This is a genomic window from Streptomyces sp. H27-C3 (assembly GCF_030063415.1).
In the GTDB taxonomy this organism is placed as follows: domain Bacteria; phylum Actinomycetota; class Actinomycetes; order Streptomycetales; family Streptomycetaceae; genus Streptomyces.
In genome coordinates this window covers 56710-74652 of sequence record NZ_JASITA010000002.1, presented here as the reverse complement: position 1 = coordinate 74652, position 17943 = coordinate 56710, and the positions used below count along the sequence as shown (strand labels likewise).

General features: G+C 71.4%; 18 protein-coding genes. 10 read left to right on the top strand and 8 right to left on the bottom strand.

Going from position 1 to position 17943, the window contains the following annotated elements; all coding sequences use genetic code 11:
- Positions 1-203: 203 nt before the first annotated feature.
- Together QMK30_RS01675 and QMK30_RS01670 are read right to left on the bottom strand one after the other, a co-directional pair.
- Entirely contained in the window at positions 204-446 is a 243-nt protein-coding gene (locus tag QMK30_RS01675; RefSeq protein WP_283515290.1) for a DUF397 domain-containing protein, read from the bottom strand.
- Positions 443-1312 carry a helix-turn-helix domain-containing protein gene (locus QMK30_RS01670; RefSeq protein ID WP_283515289.1) on the bottom strand — a complete coding sequence of 290 codons (870 nt, stop codon included), beginning with the start codon at positions 1310-1312 and terminating at the stop codon, positions 443-445. Before QMK30_RS01670 ends, QMK30_RS01675 begins: the two co-directional genes overlap by 4 nt.
- A 122-nt stretch (positions 1313-1434) precedes the next feature.
- On the opposite strand from QMK30_RS01670, the gene QMK30_RS01665 reads away from it, so the two are divergent.
- Positions 1435-1857: an ATP-binding protein gene (locus tag QMK30_RS01665; protein WP_283515288.1), complete on the top strand. Its 423-nt coding sequence runs from the start codon at positions 1435-1437 to the stop codon at positions 1855-1857.
- Between the two features lie 565 nt (positions 1858-2422).
- On the opposite strand, the gene QMK30_RS01660 is transcribed toward QMK30_RS01665, so the two are convergent.
- The 5 genes from QMK30_RS01660 to QMK30_RS01640 form a co-directional block, all read right to left on the bottom strand.
- Positions 2423-2800, bottom strand: a complete 378-nt coding sequence (locus tag QMK30_RS01660; RefSeq protein WP_283515287.1) for a hypothetical protein — start codon at positions 2798-2800, stop codon at positions 2423-2425.
- Positions 2801-2864: 64 nt separating this feature from the next.
- Complete coding sequence (locus tag QMK30_RS01655) at positions 2865-3257, bottom strand: roadblock/LC7 domain-containing protein (RefSeq protein ID WP_283515286.1); 393 nt, start codon at positions 3255-3257, stop codon at positions 2865-2867.
- 38 nt (positions 3258-3295) lie between these two features.
- Positions 3296-4057 carry a transcriptional regulator gene (locus QMK30_RS01650; protein ID WP_283515592.1) on the bottom strand — a complete coding sequence of 254 codons (762 nt, stop codon included), beginning with the start codon at positions 4055-4057 and terminating at the stop codon, positions 3296-3298.
- Between the two features lie 17 nt (positions 4058-4074).
- Positions 4075-4458: a roadblock/LC7 domain-containing protein gene (locus QMK30_RS01645; RefSeq protein ID WP_283515285.1), complete on the bottom strand. Its 384-nt coding sequence runs from the start codon at positions 4456-4458 to the stop codon at positions 4075-4077.
- Positions 4459-4690: 232 nt separating this feature from the next.
- Positions 4691-6091 (bottom strand): type III PLP-dependent enzyme domain-containing protein, encoded by a 1401-nt coding sequence (locus QMK30_RS01640; RefSeq protein WP_283515284.1) that lies wholly within the window; start codon positions 6089-6091, stop codon positions 4691-4693.
- A gap of 115 nt (positions 6092-6206) precedes the next feature.
- Between QMK30_RS01640 and hutU the strand changes: the two genes are divergently transcribed.
- The 4 genes from hutU (at position 6207) to hutI (ending at position 11879) form a co-directional block, all read left to right on the top strand.
- The gene (gene hutU, locus QMK30_RS01635; RefSeq protein WP_283515283.1) at positions 6207-7886 is read left to right on the top strand and encodes a urocanate hydratase; all 1680 of its coding nucleotides are present in this window, start codon (positions 6207-6209) and stop codon (positions 7884-7886) included.
- A 257-nt stretch (positions 7887-8143) separates the two neighbouring features.
- Complete coding sequence (locus QMK30_RS01630) at positions 8144-9334, top strand: allantoate amidohydrolase (RefSeq protein WP_283515591.1); 1191 nt, start codon at positions 8144-8146, stop codon at positions 9332-9334.
- Positions 9325-10668: a formimidoylglutamate deiminase gene (locus QMK30_RS01625; protein WP_283515282.1), complete on the top strand. Its 1344-nt coding sequence runs from the start codon at positions 9325-9327 to the stop codon at positions 10666-10668. Before QMK30_RS01630 ends, QMK30_RS01625 begins: the two co-directional genes overlap by 10 nt.
- A 35-nt stretch (positions 10669-10703) precedes the next feature.
- Entirely contained in the window at positions 10704-11879 is a 1176-nt protein-coding gene (gene hutI / locus QMK30_RS01620) for an imidazolonepropionase (protein ID WP_283515281.1), read from the top strand.
- Positions 11880-12255: 376 nt separating this feature from the next.
- Here hutI and QMK30_RS01615 read toward each other — a convergent pair whose 3' ends face one another.
- A complete protein-coding gene (locus QMK30_RS01615; RefSeq protein ID WP_283515280.1) occupies positions 12256-13152 on the bottom strand; it encodes an RNA polymerase sigma factor SigF in 897 nt (298 codons plus the stop codon).
- Positions 13153-13404: 252 nt separating this feature from the next.
- On the opposite strand from QMK30_RS01615, the gene QMK30_RS01610 reads away from it, so the two are divergent.
- From QMK30_RS01610 to QMK30_RS01590, 5 genes are all read left to right on the top strand, one after another.
- Positions 13405-13773, top strand: coding sequence for an STAS domain-containing protein (locus QMK30_RS01610; RefSeq protein WP_283515590.1), 369 nt, complete (start codon positions 13405-13407; stop codon positions 13771-13773).
- Positions 13774-13975: 202 nt separating this feature from the next.
- A complete protein-coding gene (locus tag QMK30_RS01605) occupies positions 13976-14467 on the top strand; it encodes an ATP-binding protein (RefSeq protein ID WP_283515279.1) in 492 nt (163 codons plus the stop codon).
- 196 nt (positions 14468-14663) lie between these two features.
- Complete coding sequence (locus QMK30_RS01600; RefSeq protein WP_283515278.1) at positions 14664-15368, top strand: peptidase; 705 nt, start codon at positions 14664-14666, stop codon at positions 15366-15368.
- A 105-nt stretch (positions 15369-15473) separates the two neighbouring features.
- Positions 15474-16586, top strand: coding sequence for a COG1470 family protein (locus QMK30_RS01595; RefSeq protein ID WP_283515277.1), 1113 nt, complete (start codon positions 15474-15476; stop codon positions 16584-16586).
- A gap of 227 nt (positions 16587-16813) precedes the next feature.
- Complete coding sequence (locus tag QMK30_RS01590) at positions 16814-17938, top strand: hypothetical protein (RefSeq protein WP_502963048.1); 1125 nt, start codon at positions 16814-16816, stop codon at positions 17936-17938.
- Positions 17939-17943 lie beyond the last annotated feature (5 nt).

Genomic DNA, 17943 nt, shown 5'->3' with positions numbered 1-17943 from the left:
TCGTGGACTCCATGTGTCCTCGATGGTGAAGGTCCTCGGATGGTGTTGGTAGCACCGCCGGGGACCGCCCCGCGTTCAGGCGAACACGAAGCGTGATGTCGCGGTCACCGTACATCACCGATCTCAACTTCCGCACATGGACAGCGAAATGCCCCCACCAGCGGCCAACGGCCAGCGGGTGAGGGCACTGCGCGCGGTGCGGGTCAGGCGCGGGCGTACGAGACGAACGCGGCCCAGGGGCCGGGGGCGACCGCGAGCTGCGGGCCTTCGGTGACCTTGGAGTCGCGGACGTGGATGGTGGTGGGGTGTGCGGCCACCTCGACGCACTCGCCACCCTCGCCGCTGCTGTAGGTGGACTTACGCCAGTGGTAGGCGACTTCGATGCACTCGCCGCCCGCACCGCCGCTGTAGCTGGACTTGAACCAGGTGAGCTCTTCGGTGTTCATCGATCTCCCAGCATCTTCTCGATCAAGGCCAGCGACTCCCGAGGCCTGAGAGCCTGAGCCCGGATCATCCCATAGCGAGCGGCGAGCTCGCGGACCTCACGTGCATCGGTGACCAGGCGCGGGTGGCCCTGGATTTCTGTATAGCCCACCTGCTGCTCGCGCTTGGTGGTCGACAATGTGAACGAGCCGTCCATATTCGGATGTTCCTCGCGCTCCGTCGGCATGACCTGGAGTTCCACTGTGCGCAGTCGCCCCAGTCGGAGCAACTGACGCAACTGGCGATTCAGCACCTCGCATCCGCCGATCGGCCGTTGGAGCACCACCTCTTCCAGGACGAAGCTGAAGGTGGGCGAGGGCCACTGCTCGAATATCTGCTGGCGGGAAAGCCGGTCGGCCACTCGCTTGTCGATGGACTCTTCGCTCAGTAGTGGCCACCACTGAGCGAAGATCGCCCTCGCGTACTCCTCAGTCTGGAGCAGCCCGTGCACGGCCTGGTTTCCGTAGTGGTGCAGCTCAACCGATTCCGCCTCCAGCTTCGCGTAGTCCCGGTACCAATCCGGGTGCCGCGTACGCGCCCTCGCCTGCGCCTCCCGTACGTCCGGGATCGCCGCCCGCAGTACCCCGCCCGCTTTCAGCGCGCCGTCCGCGACTTCCAGGAACTCGGGCTGTGGCGTCCGTACGCCCCGTTCCATCGCGGAGATGAGGTCGAGGCCGCAGTGCGTGGCCGCCGCCAACTCCTTCTGGCTCATGGCGAGGTTGTCGCGGAGCACCTTGATCTGTTTGCCGATCGCGCGGAACAGGTGCGCGGTCCCGTCCACCTCGGAGGGCAGCTCCGGGCGAGCTTCCTGGTTCCCGGTTTCCGTCATCCGTACCGCCCTCTCGGTCACGGCCGACGTGCCGTACGGCCTGCCGTCCGTATCCGTACAGTTACCCAGCGTCCAACGGCTACTCCTGGTCAGGGTACGGCCGGGCGGCCACGCTCTGTCACATGAACGCCGAAATCGCTTCTGTCGCAGCCGAGTTCGTCCAGCGCTTCAGCTCCACCCGTCGGGGTGCGCGGCTGGCGCGGATGCTCGCCCTCCACCAGCTCGACGCGTGGGGTGTGCCGTTCGGCACCACCCCGTCCGACGCCGCCGCCCAGATCGTCGCCGAGCTGGCCGCGAACGCCGTGACGCACGGGCATGTGCCGGGACGGGACTTCGAGCTGCGGCTCGTACTGCTTCGGGGAGGCCGGGTCCGCATCGAAGTCGCGGACACGCGGGGCGAGCGCCGGCCGCGACCGCGCGTACCGCAGGATGGCGTCGAAGTGGACGGGCGCGGGCTGCTGCTGGTGGAGGCGCTGGCGGAGGCCTGGGGTGTGACGGAACGTAACGTCGGCAAGGTGGTGTGGGCGGACATCAGCGTGCGGTGAACGGCCGGGAGTGCCCCGCGAGTCCGCGCCGGTGTGGCGCAGCCGACAGGCAAGTCACCCACGGAAAGGCGCCCGCCGAAACCGGCAGGCGCCTCTACGCGGTACACCTTGTCCCCGATGCCGAGGCGTCGGCTCCGGCATTGTGGCCGCCGACCCTGGTCCGGCTGGACGACGGCGAAGTCCCAGGTTGCTGACTTGGGACTTCGTGCACGAGTGGATGGCGGTCTCAAGGCCGGTCAGATGCTGGGCAGCGTCGTTGCCAGCGACTGGAACCAGGCGCCGTGGGAGAACGACCCCTTTCCACGTCGGCGACTGCCCCCACCGCGCCGGCGCCCAGTAGTCGCCTCAGCAGTCTCTGACCTGTGGTCGGGAAGAGGGCCGAGGCCATGTCAGTGACCGTGACGCTCCCGAACGGATCCATCCGTGGAGGGAGCGCGGGGCCTGTGGGCGGAGTGTGCGGGCCGGTGGCCGGGCGGGCCGGGGTGACACCGCGCCGGGTGGGGCGCGGCGCCGTCACTGACGGGCCGGGCGGGCCTCGGAAGCCCAGGCCCCGGGAGCCCATGCCTCAGACGTCCAGATCGCCCTCGATCTTCTTGAGCTGGTGGCGGGCCATCGCCAGGTTCGCCTGCGAGGAGTCCAGCGCCAGGTAGAGGAAGAGACCGGTGCCGGTGTTGCGCGACTTCAGCAGCCGGATCAGGTGGTACTGAGTGCCGAGGGTGATCAGGATGTCCTCGATCTCGTCCTTGAGGCCGAGGTGTTCCATGGTGCGTACCTTGGCGCGGACCACATCGGTATTGCCCGCGGCGGCGACGTTCAGGTCGAGGTCCTTGCCCCCGCCCACCGTTCCGAGTGCCATCCCGCTGGTGTAGTCGACGAGTGCGACACCGAGCGCCCCCTCGATGGAGGTCATCGCTTCCTTGAGTGCAACTTCGGTCTTGGCCATGGCGTTTCACGTTCCTTCGGTATCTCTGGCTGTATCTCTGACTGTCCGATGGATCTCTGGTCGGTCATGCCTGGTCGGTACGCTCCAGAGCGCCGTCGACCAGTTCGCCGAGGCGCGCACCGGAGCGGCGCGCCTCGAGGTGCATGCGGCCCACGTTGATGCGCGGTTCCGCGAAGACGGTGAGGACGGCGGACGAGCCCGCCGCGTAGGTGGCGACGTAGCCTGCTTCGCCGCGGATCAGGAGCTCCCGGAAGTCCCCCTGGCCTGCGGCCTCGGTGAGCCGCAGCGAGACGCCGAGGGCGGCCGCGGTGAGCGCGGCGATGCCCTCCGCCTCCAGGGCCCGGCAGTCCTGGGCGATCACGAGCCCGTCGGTGCTGGCCGCGAGCACGCCGGTCAGCTGGGGCATCCTCGCCCTCAACCTGCCCAGTTCTTCCAGTACTTCGGCTTCGGCCGACATCAGCTGTCTCCTCTCGGCGCGCTGTCGAAGGGCGCGGATCACAGAGCCTCCAATGCGTCGCGCAATCGGCGCAGCAGGGCGATATCGGTTTCGGTGGCGGCGCATTCCGCCGCCACCCGGACGGGCATCGACAGCTGGTCCGGGAGGGCCGTCGGGGCGGGCGTGCGCGGCGCCTCCAGGGCCCCGGCCGCGGCCAGCCTGCGGACGTCCAGCAGGGTGTGGAACGCGGCCCGTCCCAGGGCGCGGGCGATGTCGGGCGCGGTGTGCTCGCCGTCGGCGAGGTCCAGCACGGCACGCTGCCGGGGCGTGACGGGTGTGCCGCCCCGATGCCCGGCCGCGGTCCGCAGGACGGGCGCGGTGTCGGTCTCCTGGTGCGGCCAGATCCGGTCCAGGAGCTTCCGCCGCCGCTGCGACTCCCGGTCCACGACGGCCACGGGCACGGGGCGCACCGGGCCGATCCAGTGGGCCACGCCGTGCCGGAACCTGGTGGGGCCGCTGTCGGGGGCGAGGACGAAGTAGGCGGCGTCGTACAGCGCGCCGAGATGGCACAACTCCAGCTCGCCGCCGCTCACCCGGCCGCTGTCGACGAGGAAGCGGCCGACCCTGCCGAGGGCGCCCGCCTCGGAGACGGCCTGCCGCCACTCCTCGGGCCGCAGCCGCCCCGCCATGGTGAGCAGGACCTCGATGCCGGGAGAGGCGGGGCTCTCCGCGTGCACCACCTTCCCGTCGAGGAGGTACAGGGTGCCGCGGTCCCGCAGCAGCGCACCGGTGGCGCGCTCATCGGCGAGCCGCAGCAGCATCGGGGAGACGGGGGTTCTCACGCGAGGACCAGCCGTTGGGCGAGGTCGCGCATGCGGATCCGGGCGAGTGCGAGGTTGCCCCTCTCACGGTCGAGCCAGATGTACAGGAAGACGCTGCTGTCGAAGGATGTCTCGATGAACCGCAGGAGGTGGTAGCCGTTGCGGTTGCTGATGATCACGTCCTCGACCGGGAGCCCGTCGCCGGCGCCGGGTGCGAAGGCGGGGTGCTCGGTCGCCATCCGGGCCAGCTCAGCCGTCTCGACCGCGGTGGTCTCGTGGTCGTCGTTGGGGGAGTCCCCGACCGTCCCCAGTGCCAGCCCACTGGTCCAGTCGATCACGGCGGCGCCCTGGGCACCGGGCAACAGCATGGCTTCGAGCAAACACTCATCAATTCCGGGCACGCCGAATTTCCCTCCCCGGGGCGCGACGCCCAACAGTGACGGGGATATTACTGAACGTGCGTGCAGCGAAGGGGAGTTCGGGGATTTTCCGGCGGCACATGCCCCGCTGTGGCTATAGTCCGACGATATGTGACCGCGAGACGCCGTACGGTCGGCGCGCGGGATGTCGCGCCCCTGGCCCGGCGCCCCGGATCGGCGCCTCCGGACCCGGCATCGGTGGGCCCGCCGGTTCCTAGATCAGTGCGTCCGGACGCGCCCCTCCGGACTCGGCGACGATCTCGTCGAGGGTCTGCGGAGCCCTTACGGCGCTGAAGCGCACTCCGCCGGGGGTGGCCGTGAAGCCGTAAATCCCCGGCCGAGCAAGGCTGTTGTACGTGTAGTGCGCGGCCAGGTAGTACGCGCCGGTGTCCAACGCCGCCACATGGTCGCCCTGTTCGAGGAGCGGGAGCGGGTGGTTCTCGGCGAGCAGGTCGCCCGCGAAGCAGGCCGGTCCCGCCACGTCCTGGGCGACGGCCGGGCCCGGCTTGGGGCGGCCCTTCGCGTCGTACGCGGCGATGCGCAGCGGCCAGGAGGCGGGGTCGTAGACGGTGCGCGTCGCGATCTGGACGCCGGCGTGGGTCAGGGCGATGGGGCGGCCCCCGGAGGTCTTCGCGTACTCGACGCGGGTCAGTACGGTGCCCTGCTTGGCGAGCAGCGAACGGCCGAACTCGGTCACCAGGCCGTAGCGCCCGTCGAGCAGGCCGGGGACCTGCTGCTTCAGCAGCCGGGCGTAGTCGGCGAACGTCGGGGTCCAGGTGTCGGACAGTGGATTCACCGGCAGTCCGCCGCCGATGTCCAGGGTGTCGATCTGCTGCCGGCCGGCCGCCGTGTTGATCTCCTCGGCGAGCGTGTACGCCTCCGCCACGCCCCGGGCCATCAGCTCCAGCGGCAGGCCCTGTGAGCCGGAGTGGGTGTGCAGCCGGGTCATCCAGGGGCGGTCCAGATAGGCGCGTACGACCCATTCGCGGGCGCCGGGATCGCGCAGCGCCACCCCGAACTTCGAGGTGGCGGTGGCGGTGGAGAGCGCGCCGATGGAACCGGCGCCGATCTGCGCGTTGACCCGCAGGCCGATGGGGGAGGAGGTGGGGGCGGAGCGGGTCATGGCGTCGATGCGTGCGAGCTCCTGGGCGTTGTCCGCGTTGACCGCGATGCCCAGGGCGAGCGCCTCGCGCAGCTCGGCGGGTGTCTTGGCTGGGGAGTCCAGGACGGTGTGCTCCGGGCGGACGCCGGCGGCGCGGGCCAGGGCCAGTTCGCCGGGGCTCGCGACCTCGGCGCCGATGCCCCCGTGCTCGTACAGCAGCCGCAGGACGGGGATCAGCGGTGTCGCCTTCACGGCGAAGGCGTGCAGGACCGGGGTGCCGGGCGGGGTGACCTCGGCGAAGGCGGCGCGCAGCGCGGCGGCGGCGGTGCGGATGCCGGTGATGTCGAGCAGGCCCACGATGGGGTGGCCGGGGCCGGTGATGCCCTGCTCGACCGCGGCCCGTACGGCCCGGTCGCGCCGGTCTGCGGGGCTGATGTCCGCGCCGGGGCCGGTGTCGGTCCGGGGTGTGACGACGATGGTGGGGCTCGTGTCCGGGCTGTTCTCCGCAGGCATGTGTTCCAGCCAACCATCCGATGTGTCGCGACGCAGAGGCACGGTCGTATTGACTAGTTCTATTCAGCTGGTCAGGATGTGAATAGACAATAGTCGTCACGCGAGGAGGCACACCATGTCAGGACCCCGACCCGTACGGGCGCCGCGCGGTACGGAGCTGAGCGCCCTGGGATGGCAGCAGGAAGCCGCCCTTCGCATGCTCCAGAACAACCTCGACCCCGAGGTCGCCGAGCACCCCGACAAGCTCGTCGTCTACGGCGGCACGGGCAAGGCGGCACGGGACTGGCGTTCCTTCGACGCGATGGTGCGCACGCTGACCACCCTGAAGCAGGACGAGACGATGCTCGTCCAGTCCGGGCGTCCGGTCGGCGTGATGCAGACCCACGAGTGGGCGCCGCGCGTGCTCATCGCCAACTCCAACCTGGTCGGCGACTGGGCCAACTGGGAGGAGTTCCGGCGCCTGGAGCAGCTCGGGCTCACCATGTACGGCCAGATGACCGCCGGATCGTGGATCTACATCGGCACCCAGGGCATCCTCCAGGGCACGTACGAGACCTTCGCCGCCGTCGCCGCCAAGAAGTTCAACGGGACGCTGGCGGGCACCATCACGCTGACCGCTGGCCTGGGCGGCATGGGCGGCGCCCAGCCGCTCGCCGTGACGATGAACGACGGCGTCGCCATCTGTATCGACGTCGACCCGCGCGCCATCGACCGGCGCATCGAGCACCGCTACCTGGACGTCAAGGCCGACAACCTGGAGCACGCCCTCCAGCTCGCCGTCGAGGCCCGCGACGCCCGCAGGCCGCTCTCCATCGGCCTCCTCGGCAACGCCGCCGAGCTGCTGCCGCGGATGCTCGCCGAGGGCGCCCCGGTCGACATCGTGACCGACCAGACCTCCGCGCACGACCCGCTCGCCTACCTGCCGCTGGGCATGGACTTCGACGACATGGAGTCGTACGCCACCGAGAAGCCCGCGGACTTCACGCTGCGCGCCCGTGAGTCCATGGCCAGGCACGTCGAGGCCATGGTCGGCTTCATGGACGCCGGCGCCGAGGTCTTCGACTACGGCAACTCGATCCGCGGCGAGGCCCGACTGGCCGGCTACGACCGGGCGTTCGACTTCCCGGGCTTCGTCCCCGCGTACATCCGCCCGCTCTTCTGTGAGGGCAGGGGCCCGTTCCGCTGGGCGGCCCTGTCCGGCGAGGCGTCGGACATCCACAAGACGGACCAGGCACTCCTCAAGCTCTTCCCCAAGGACGACTCCGCGCAGAACGCGTCGCTGCACCGCTGGATCAAGATGGCCGGCGAGCGCGTCCAGTTCCAGGGCCTGCCCGCCCGGATCTGCTGGCTCGGCCAGGGCGAGCGCGACAAGGCGGGCGCGCTCTTCAACGACATGGTCGCCGACGGCACCCTCGCCGCTCCGCTCGCCATCGGCCGCGACCACCTCGACTGCGGCTCGGTGGCCTCCCCGTACCGCGAGACCGAGGCGATGAAGGACGGCTCCGACGCGATCGCCGACTGGCCACTCCTGAACGCCATGGTCAATGTGGCCTCCGGCGCGTCCTGGGTCTCCATCCACCACGGCGGCGGCGTCGGCATGGGCCGCTCGATCCACGCCGGCCAGGTCTCGGTCGCCGACGGCACCGAGCTCGCGGGCGAGAAGCTCCGCCGCGTCCTGACCAACGACCCGGGCATGGGCGTCATCCGGCACGTCGACGCGGGCTACGAGACCGCGGAGACGGTCGCCGCCGAGCGGGGCGTCCGCATCCCGATGCGCGAGGGCGACCAGGCGTGACCATGAACCAACCCGTCACCGACCCGACGGGCGCCCCGGACGCCGGCCGCACCTCGATGGGCGCCCCGGACGCTGCCACTGCCGCGGGTACCCCGGCTGCGGCGGCGGCCGCCGGTACGCCGGCCGGGGCCGGCGCGGCTTTCGGCCGCCCTCCGGCCAAGGCTGCGGCAGGCGGACCCCGTGTCGCGGCCGCGGCCGCCGCTGCCGCAGCCCCCGTCGGCCCGGCGCAGGCCGCCGCCGGGGCGTCCTTCCACGAGATGTGGCGGGACCTCCTGCCCATCGGCCGCCACCGGGGCAGCGGCGGCTACCGCCGCTACGCCTGGACCGCCGCCGACACCGACTGCCGGGCCTGGTTCAAGGCGCAGGCCGAGGCGCGCGGGCTCACCTTCGAGCTCGACCGCAACGGCAACCAGTGGGCCTGGCTCGGCGACCCCCTCGCGGGAGATGCCGTGGTCACCGGCTCCCACCTGGACTCCGTCCCGGACGGCGGCGCCTTCGACGGGCCGCTCGGCGTCGTGTCCTCCTTCGCCGCACTCGACGAACTCCGCCGCAGGGGAGCGGAGTTCACCAGGCCCCTGGCCATCACCAACTTCGGTGACGAGGAAGGCGCCCGGTTCGGACTCGCCTGCGTCGGGTCCCGGCTCGCCGCCGGGCAGCTCACCGTCGACAAGGCGCACGAGCTGCGCGACGCGGACGGCGTGAGCCTCCCGGAGGCCATGGAACGCGCCGGGCAGGACCCGGGCACCATCGGCCCCGACCCGGAGCGCCTCGCCCGGATCGGCGCGTTCGTCGAACTGCACGTCGAGCAGGGCAGGGCGCTGGACCTGTCCGGCGACCCGGTCGGCATCGCCTCCGCCATCTGGCCGCACGGCCGCTGGCGGTTCGACTTCCACGGCGAGGCAAACCACGCGGGCACCACCCGCCTGGACGACCGCCGCGACCCGATGCTCACGTACGCCGCGACCGTCCTCGCGGCCCGGCAGCAGGCCCGCCTCGCCGGCGCGCTGGCGACCTTCGGCAAGATCGCCGTGGAGCCGAACGGGGTCAACGCCATCCCCTCCCTCGTCCGTGGCTGGCTCGACTCCCGCGCCGCCGACCAGGGGACTCTCGACACCGTCATCGCCGGCATCGAGGCCGCGGCCCACGAGCACGCCAAGCGCGACGGCATCGATCTGAGCATCACCCGGGAGTCCTTCACCCCCGTGGTCGAGTTCGAGCACGCCCTGCGCGACGAGCTCGGCGCACTGCTCGGCGGCGCCATCCCCGTCCTCGGCACGGGCGCCGGACACGACGCGGGCATTTTGTCCGCTTCGGCCCCGACCGCCATGCTGTTCGTACGGAACCCCACGGGCATCTCGCACTCCCCGGCCGAAAACGCCGCCGAGGACGACTGCGTCGCGGGGGTCGTCGCGCTCGCCGATGTACTGGAGGGTCTCGCGTGCAGGTGACCTACTGGCTGGAGAACGCCTGGCTCGACACCTTCGTCGAGCCGGGCGTCGCCCTGGACGTGACCGACGGACGGATCACCGCCGTCCGCAAGGACGTGCACGCCCCACCGCCCGGCGCCACGGCCCTGCGGGGCCTGACCCTGCCGGGCCTGTCCAACGCCCACTCGCACGCCTTCCACCGCGCCCTGCGCTCCACGGTCCAGGTCGGCTCCGGCACCTTCTGGACCTGGCGCGAGGTCATGTACGGCGTCGCGTCCCGGCTCAACCCCGACACCTACTTCGCACTCGCCCGCGCCGTGTACGCCGAGATGGCGCTGGCCGGCATCACCTCCGTCGGTGAATTCCACTACCTCCACCACACGCCCGGCGGTACGCCCTACGACGACCCGAACGCGATGGGCGAGGCCCTGATCGCGGCCGCCGCCGATGCGGGCATCCGCATCACCCTCCTCGACACCGCCTATCTGTCCGCCGGCTTCGGCGAGCGCCCCAACCAGCACCAGCAGCGCTTCTCCGACGGCACTGCCGCCGCCTGGGCCGAGCGCGCCTCCCTCCTCAAGGACCGTGACCACGTCCGCATCGGCGCGGCCATCCATTCCGTACGGGCCGTGCCCGCCGACCAGCTCGCGACCGTCGCGCAGTGGGCGCGGGAGCGCGAGGCCCCGCTGCACGTGCACCTGTCCGAGCAGAACGCCGAGAACGACGCTTGCCAGGCGGCCCACGGCTGCACCCCGGCCCGGCTGCTCGCCGACCACGGAGTCCTCGGCCCGCGCACCACGGGCGTCCACAACACCCACCTCACCGACGAGGACATCGCCCTCATCGGCGCCACGTCCACCGGCACCTGCATGTGCCCCACGACGGAACGCGACCTGGCCGACGGCATCGGCCCCGCGTCCCGCCTCCAGCGCGCGGGCTCCCCGCTGTCCCTGGGAAGCGACAGCCACGCCGTGATCGACCTGCTCGAAGAGGCCCGCGCGATGGAGCTGAACGAGCGTCTGCGCTCGCGCACCCGCGGCCACTGGACGGCGGCGGCCCTGCTGCGCGCGGCCTCGGCCGACGGCCATGCGGCGCTCGGCTGGCACGCCGCGGGCACCATCGAGGCGGGCTCGCTCGCCGACCTCACGACGATCGCGCTGGACTCGGTCAGGACAGCGGGCCCGCTGCCCCGCCTGGGCGCGGAGACGGCCGTATTCGCTGCGTCGGCCGCGGACATCCGTCACACGATCGTGGGTGGCCGCCATGTCGTACGCGACGGAGCACACGCCCTGGTCCCGGACGTCCCGGCAGCTCTGGCCGAATCCATCGCCGCCGTACGCGCCGCACACGGCTGATACGCCGCACACGGCTGAAAGTGAGCACATCCACGATGACGACGACCACCGCCATCACCCACATCGCCAGTCTGGTCACCAACGACCCCTCCCTCGGTGACGGATCCCCCCTGGGCCTGATCCAGGACGCGGCCGTCGTCATCGACGGCGACCGCATCGGCTGGGTCGGTGAAACAAGCAAAGCACCCGCCACTGACAACATGGTCGACGCGGCCGGCCGGGCCGCGATCCCCGGCTTCGTCGACTCCCACTCGCACCTGGTCTTCGCGGGCGACCGCACCCAGGAGTTCAACGCCCGTATGTCGGGCCGCCCCTACACCGCGGGCGGCATCCGCACCACGGTCGCCGCGACACGCGCCGCGAGCGACGAGGAGCTGAGCGCCAACGTCGCGAAGTACCTCGCCGAGGCGCTCGGCCAGGGCACGACCACCCTCGAAACCAAGTCCGGCTACGGCCTGACCACGGCCGACGAGGCCCGCGCCCTGCGCATCGCCGCCAGCCACACCGACGAGGTGACCTACCTCGGCGCGCACATCGTGGCGCCCGAGCACGCCGACGACCCGGCGGCGTACGTCGCCCTGGTCACCGGCGAGATGCTCGACGCCTGCGCGCCGCACGCGCGGTGGATCGACGTCTTCTGCGAGAAGGGAGCCTTCGACGGCGACCAGGCGCGGGCGATCCTGACCGCGGGCCGGGCGAAGGGGCTGCACCCGCGCATCCACGCCAACCAGCTCTCGTACGGCCCCGGGGTGCGGCTCGCCGTCGAGCTGGACGCCGCGTCCGCCGACCACTGCACCCACCTCACCGACGCGGACGTCGACGCGCTCGCGAACAGCTCCACCGTCGCGACGCTGCTGCCGGGCGCGGAGTTCTCGACGCGGGCCGCGTGGCCCGACGCGCGGCGCGTCCTTGACGCGGGCGCCACCGTCGCGCTCTCCACCGACTGCAACCCCGGCTCGTCGTTCACCAGCTCGATGTCCTTCTGCATCGCGCTGGCGGTGCGGGACATGGGGATGACTCCGGACGAGGCGGTCTGGGCGGCCACCGCGGGGGGTGCGGCTGCGCTGCGGCGGACCGACGTGGGGCGCGTCAGTCCCGGGGCGCGGGCGGACCTGGTGCTCCTTGACGCGCCGAGCCACGTGCACCTCGCCTATCGGCCGGGGGTTCCGCTGGTGTCCGCGGTGTGGCGGGGCGGGGAGCGGCGGGTCTGAGCGGGGGTGGGGGTGCGGTGCGGGTTGCCTGCGGCGCCAGTCCCTCACCCGCCCCTTGCCGCTGTGACATTTCGCGACTGCCGCCGTGTGGCGCGGGGGATGCCCCCGGCCCCCCCCGGACCCCCTGGACGCCCTTCGGGCGTGTCCTCAAACGCCGGACGGGCCGACGGGCCGGAGTTGCCTGGCGTTCTCAGCCCGTCCGGCGTTTGAGGACCGGGGTCTGGGGCGGAGCCCCAGTTACGGGCAGACCTTCGCCCCTCATGAAGCCCGACTCTCGGGGTAGGGGTCAGAACATGAACGAGGGCCTGCCCCGGATATCCCCCGGGACAGCCCCTCGTCCAGCCGACGCAGCCACGCCGGCGGACCACAGCCGTGCTCATTCCTCGACGGTCAGGCCCTTCCGCAGCTTGCTCAGCGTCCGCGACAGCAGCCGCGACACGTGCATCTGTGAGATGCCGAGTTCCTCGCCGATCTCCGACTGCGTCATGTTCGCGACGAAGCGCAGCGAGAGGATCTTGCGGTCGCGCGACGGCAGCCCCGCGATCAGCGGCTTCAGGGACTCGACGTACTCGATGCCCTCCAGGCCGTTGTCCTCGTAGCCGATCCGGTCGGCCAGCGCGCCCTCGGAGTCGTCCTCCTCGGGCTGGGCGTCCAGCGAGCTCGCGGTGTACGCGTTGCTCGCGGCCATGCCCTCGACGACTTCTTCGTTCGTGATGCCGAGACGCTCTGCGAGCTCGGCCACGGTCGGCGAGCGGTCGAGCTGCTGAGCGAGTTCGTCACCGGCCTTGGCGAGGTCCAGGCGCAGTTCCTGGAGGCGCCTCGGGACGCGCACCGACCAGGACGTGTCGCGGAAGAACCGCTTGATCTCGCCCACGATGGTCGGCATGGCGAAGGTCGGGAACTCGACGCCGCGGCTGAGTTCGAAGCGGTCGATCGCCTTGATCAGGCCGATGGTGCCGACCTGGATGATGTCTTCCATCGGTTCACTGCGGGAGCGGAACCGGGAAGCCGCGAACTTGACCAGGGCCAGGTTCAGCTCGACCAGGGTGTTGCGGACGTATGAGTAGTCGTGCGTTCCCTCTTCGAGGGTTTCGAGGCGCTTGAACAGCGTCTTCGACAGGGCTCTGGCATCCAGCGGCCCCACCTCGGCGTACGGCGGGATGTTCGGGAGCCCTTCGAGGCCCTCGGTTCCGGTGTGGATCTGCTCGGACGGGGTAGTCGACGGCGCGGGGGGCGCGCTGGGCGTTCGCGGTTCGTCGAGCCGGGGTGACATGGTCTCCTCCATCGTTCTCGGCATGTGGCTGCCGATGCCAATACATCTGCTTGTGGGATGTGCGGCGCCTCCAAGCCGGCCGTGTTGGTTGTGTCCCTACTAGGCCTATCCGGTCTTGACCTGGAGTTGCAAGTCTGTTATGTCCTAATTCGCCCATGTTGTATGGGTGTTCGGGTGCCGGTCGACGTAGAGAAGGCGTAGGGTTCTGTGACGTTCAACATCAGCTACGACTGCGAAGAGAGACGAGCGGGCATGGATCGCGGGACGGTCGGCAGCGCGAACCGGGGTCGACTCCGGGTCGCCGTTCGGACCGAAGGACAGAGCGAGATCGTTACACCGGCGGGTGAGCTGGATCACCACACCGCCGAGCTGCTGCGTGAGCCTCTGGAGAGTGCTCTTGAGGGTGGGCGTACGCGCCTGATCGTCGATTGTTCATCGCTCGACTTCTGTGACTCCACCGGCCTCAACGTGCTGCTCGGTGCTCGCCTCAAGGCCGAAGCGGCCGGAGGGGGAGTCCATTTGGCCGCGATGCAGCCGATGGTGGCGAGAGTCTTCGAGATCACCGGGGCTGAGGCCGTCTTCGCGGTGCACGAGTCCCTCGAAGCCGCGCTGGAAGACTAAATTCCGGGCCCTGTGGCCTTCTCCGCTGCCCGCAATACCCAGCGAGTTACGAGTGTCACGTGTCTCGTGGGGAAAGGTGGGTGTTCTCACGCCCTTGCAGGGCAGGAGATCTCTGACTGTCGAATCCCGGAGGCTGCGGAAGCCTCCGCCGTACCCCTGATGAGTACTCGATGAATTGGCGAATCGGTGAGGTGAAGCGCTGATGAGCACCACCCGGCATCCATCGCCGGGCGACTTCGGCCCAGAGCCGGAAAGCCCCGGCTCCACCTCTGCCGTGTCCGCCGCGGGGCAGCCGCGCTCGCTGGCGCTGAGCAGTGCCAGCGGGATAGTTCCGCTCGCCCGTGATTTCACCCGCCAGGCGTTGTACGACTGGGGCTGGCTCCCCGCCGCGAACGCCGACCGCCGGGCCGCCGCCGAGGATGTCCTGCTGGTCGTCTCCGAGCTGGTCACCAATGCCTGTCTGCATGCCGAGGGTCCCGAGGCGCTGCGCGTCGCGTGCGACGGCAAGGTGCTGCGGCTCGAAGTGATAGACCGCAGCGGTGGCCAGCCTGCTCCCCGCACCCCGCACCGGGCCGGCCGGCCCGGCGGGCACGGGATGTTCATCGTTCAGCGGCTCTGCGTGGACTGGGGCGTCGTACGCCACTCCGAGAGCCCCGGCAAGACGGTCTGGGCGGAACTGGCGGCTCCCGCCTAGGAAGCGCCCGGCCCGCGCGGCCGTCATTCAGGGCCATCGGCCCAGCAATCGCACGGGGTTACCGGCGGTTAGCGATCAATTCAGTGCACGCCGATCCGGCGTGCACTTTGTCTTCCCTCGGCAAGGCCCCAGGCGTACCTTGAGCGCCCGATCTGATGTGTCGTCAGGTGAATTCCGGCATAAGGGGAACTTCGAGGTGTCGTACCAGAAGCGGACAACTCTCGCGCTGGCGGCGGCGGTTGCGGGCTCGGTGGTGCTACTGGCCGCCCCCGCAGCCCATGCCGACGTCGTGGACGTCAACTACCAGTGCAAAACACCGATCGGGAACAAGGGAGCCGTCTCCCCGATCGACATCAAGGGCGTCAAGAGCGGCAGCGGCTACAAACTCACCATGTCCTTCCAGAAGGGCGTCTCGTCCAGCCCCGTCGAGCTGGGCAAAGGAGCGATGAGCCCGAGCGCGGTCATCGAGATGGGCGGCGCGGAGAGCGGCACCGTGCCGGTGTCGGGTGCGCCGAACGCGGCGGCCATTCCCGCCAACACGCCCATCAAGATCAGTGACTTGAGCGGTACGTACACGCCGAAGAAGAGCGGCAAGGTCACCTTCACGGCTTCCGTGCTGACCATCAAGGCGCTCGGTACGACCACCACCTGCACGCCCACCAACAACCCCAAGCCGGCGCTGGAACTCGACGTCAAGGGCGCGGGCGGCGGCAGCGGCGGGGACAGCAGTGATTCGACGGGTGGTGCGTCGCAGGACACCCCACCCGCCTCCGGTGAGCTGCCCAGGACCGGGCCGCTCGACTCGGCGGCGGCCCTCGGCACGCTCGGTGGCACGGTGCTGCTCGGCGGCGCGGCCGGGGTGCTGTGGCTGACCAGGCGGGGCCAGCGGCGTACGGGCTGAGCTCAGCCGTACACAGCCCGTCCGTCCGTCCGCGTCCGTGCGTTCGGTCCGTGCGTTCGTGTCCGTGTCCGCCCGTACGTCGTTCCTGGGAGCTGGGAGCCGCCCATGCCGTTGTACCTTGCCCGCCGCTGTGCCCGTCCCGCAGGTCGCATCGGCACCGTTGCCGGGATGCTGCTGTGCGCCGTCCTGCTGTCCGCACCGACCGCCCCCGGCGCCCCCGCGGCGGACGGCGGACCGGCCTGGACGGCGGCGCCGAGCGGAGGGCGCGGTGACGGGCGCGGCGAGGGCAGGCCGTACTTCTATCTGGAGGGCGCGGCCGGCACCGTCCTCCAGGACAAGGTGTCGCTGGCCAACCCCGGCAGTGAGCCCCGCACGGTGCGACTGCGCGGCGCCGACGCGTACAACGCGCGGGGCGGCGCCTTCGCCGTACGGGAGAAACAGAGCTCCACCGGGACCGGTGCGTGGATCGCGCTCGCCGCGGGCGAGGTGAGGATCCCACCGCGCACCCGCGCGGAGGTCCCCTTCTCCGTCACGGTGCCGCCGGGCGCGACCCCCGGCGACCACCCCGGCGCCGTCGTCGTCACGGGCGGGGGGCGCGAAGTGGGCGTACGGATCCATCTGCGGGTCAGCGGCCCCACGCTGGCCGCCCTCACCGTCGAGGACGTGACGGTGGGCGAGCGGGGCGACGGCGCGATCGTCCGGTACGCGTTGGTCAACCGGGGCAACACCGCCCTCACCCCGCGCCTCGCGCTGGGTGCGGAGGGCGTCTTCGGGGAGTTGCTGCGGCGCGACGCCCGCGCCCTGCCCGTGGAGTTGCTGCCGGGCCAGCGGGTCGAGCTGACCGAGCCCTGGCCGAACGTCCCCACACTCGACCGGGCCGAGGTGCGGCTGACGGTGACCGCGCCGGGCGGCGCACACGCCGAGGCCTCGGCCGCGACGACCTTCGTGCCGTGGACGGCGGTGGCCGCAGCCGGTGCAGTGCTGCTGGCGGCGGGCGGCGCGGCAGCCCGGCTGGTACGACGTCGGCGGCGGCCGGGGCGGGCCACCGCCGGGTCCGATGCGGACGGGGATGCCGGCGGCGATGCGGATGCCGGCGGGGATGCCGGCGGCGATGGGGATGCCGACGGGGATCCCCGCAGCTGCGGGGATCCCGAGGCGGCGGGCCGCGAAGAGACCGGTACAGAACGGCAATTGGCGAGGGCGGGAGTGCGATCGTGAGGAGCAGCGCGGGCTGGGTGACGCCCACACGGCGCACACAGCACACCCCGCGCGGCCCGGGACGCGAGCCAACCGCGTCTACGCGACGGGACACACCTGCGTCGCCGGTACGGTACATCCCGCGTGGCCAGCAACGGGACACCCCGCCCGGCCGCGCCGACAGCGCCGACCGGGCCGTTCGCCGCTGGGCGGCGGTGCTCGCGCCGGCCTTGCTGCCCGTCCTGGTGATGCTGCCCGCCGCGCCCTCGGCCGCGACACCCCCGACCTTCACGCCCGCGACAACCTCGGCCGCCGCGCTCCCGCGCGCCGCGGGTTCGGTCGCGGCGGACGGGAAGCCCACCGTCAAGCTTTCCAAGGACGAGGCGGGCAAGGGCGGGGACATCACCGTCAGTGGTTCGGGCTGGCGGCCCGACACCCTGCTGATGATGCTGATCTGCGGCCGGGCGACACCCGAGCGCGGTGTGATCGGCGGCACCAACGCCTGTGCCAACTCCGACGGCCGCGCGGTGACCACCGATTCCAAGGGCGCGTTCCGTAAGCAGATGCCGGTGTCCGAGCCGCCCGAATCGTGCCCGTGCGTGGTGCATGTCGCCACGGTCACTGGCGAACGGGCCGTCGCCCACGCCGCGTTCAAGGTCGCGGGGCACCCCGTCGAGCCGCTGCCGGAGCCGGGCGGGGGCGGCAGGCTCGCCGTGCTCGCGGCCGCCAGGCTCGACGGCTCGGGCTCCCTCCTCACCTGGTTCGGCGCTCCGGCCACCCGCACCCTCGTGGTCACCGTCGGCAACCTCGGCTCCGACCCGGTCAAGGACCCCGTCTTCCAGATCGGCTCCTCGCACGGCGTCTTCGCCCCGCAGTGGGAGCAGCGCCAGTGGCGGGGCACCATCCAGCCGGGCCGCAAGGCCCAGGTGAAGCTGGACGTACAACTGTCGGCGGGCGCGCACGGCGACTACCTCGTCTCGCTGAAGTACGGGCCGAAGGTGCTCGCCGAGCAGCCGTGGGGCGTCGGACGGCCGTGGGGCATCACGCTGTTCTGGCTCCTGCTGTGCGTGGTCGTGCCGGCCGCCGTCTTCCGGATCGGCATGGCGGTCGTCGACAAGGCACGGCCGCGTGCGGCGGCGGGCCGCGCGGGCCGCCACCGCACGGTGCGCCTCCCCGGCTTGAAACCGCCCGGGGTACGCCCGCCGAGTGCTTCCCGCAGGCCTCCGCGCGGTGACCCCGCGTCCCCGCCCCCCGATTCCACGGCCGGCACCGGCACGGTCCTGCCGTGGTTCACCCCGGACAACTCGCCGGGGCCGCACGCCCAGATCTCCGCACCGTCCCAGAACAGTCCGACGACGAAGGGAAATTTGTGAGCACG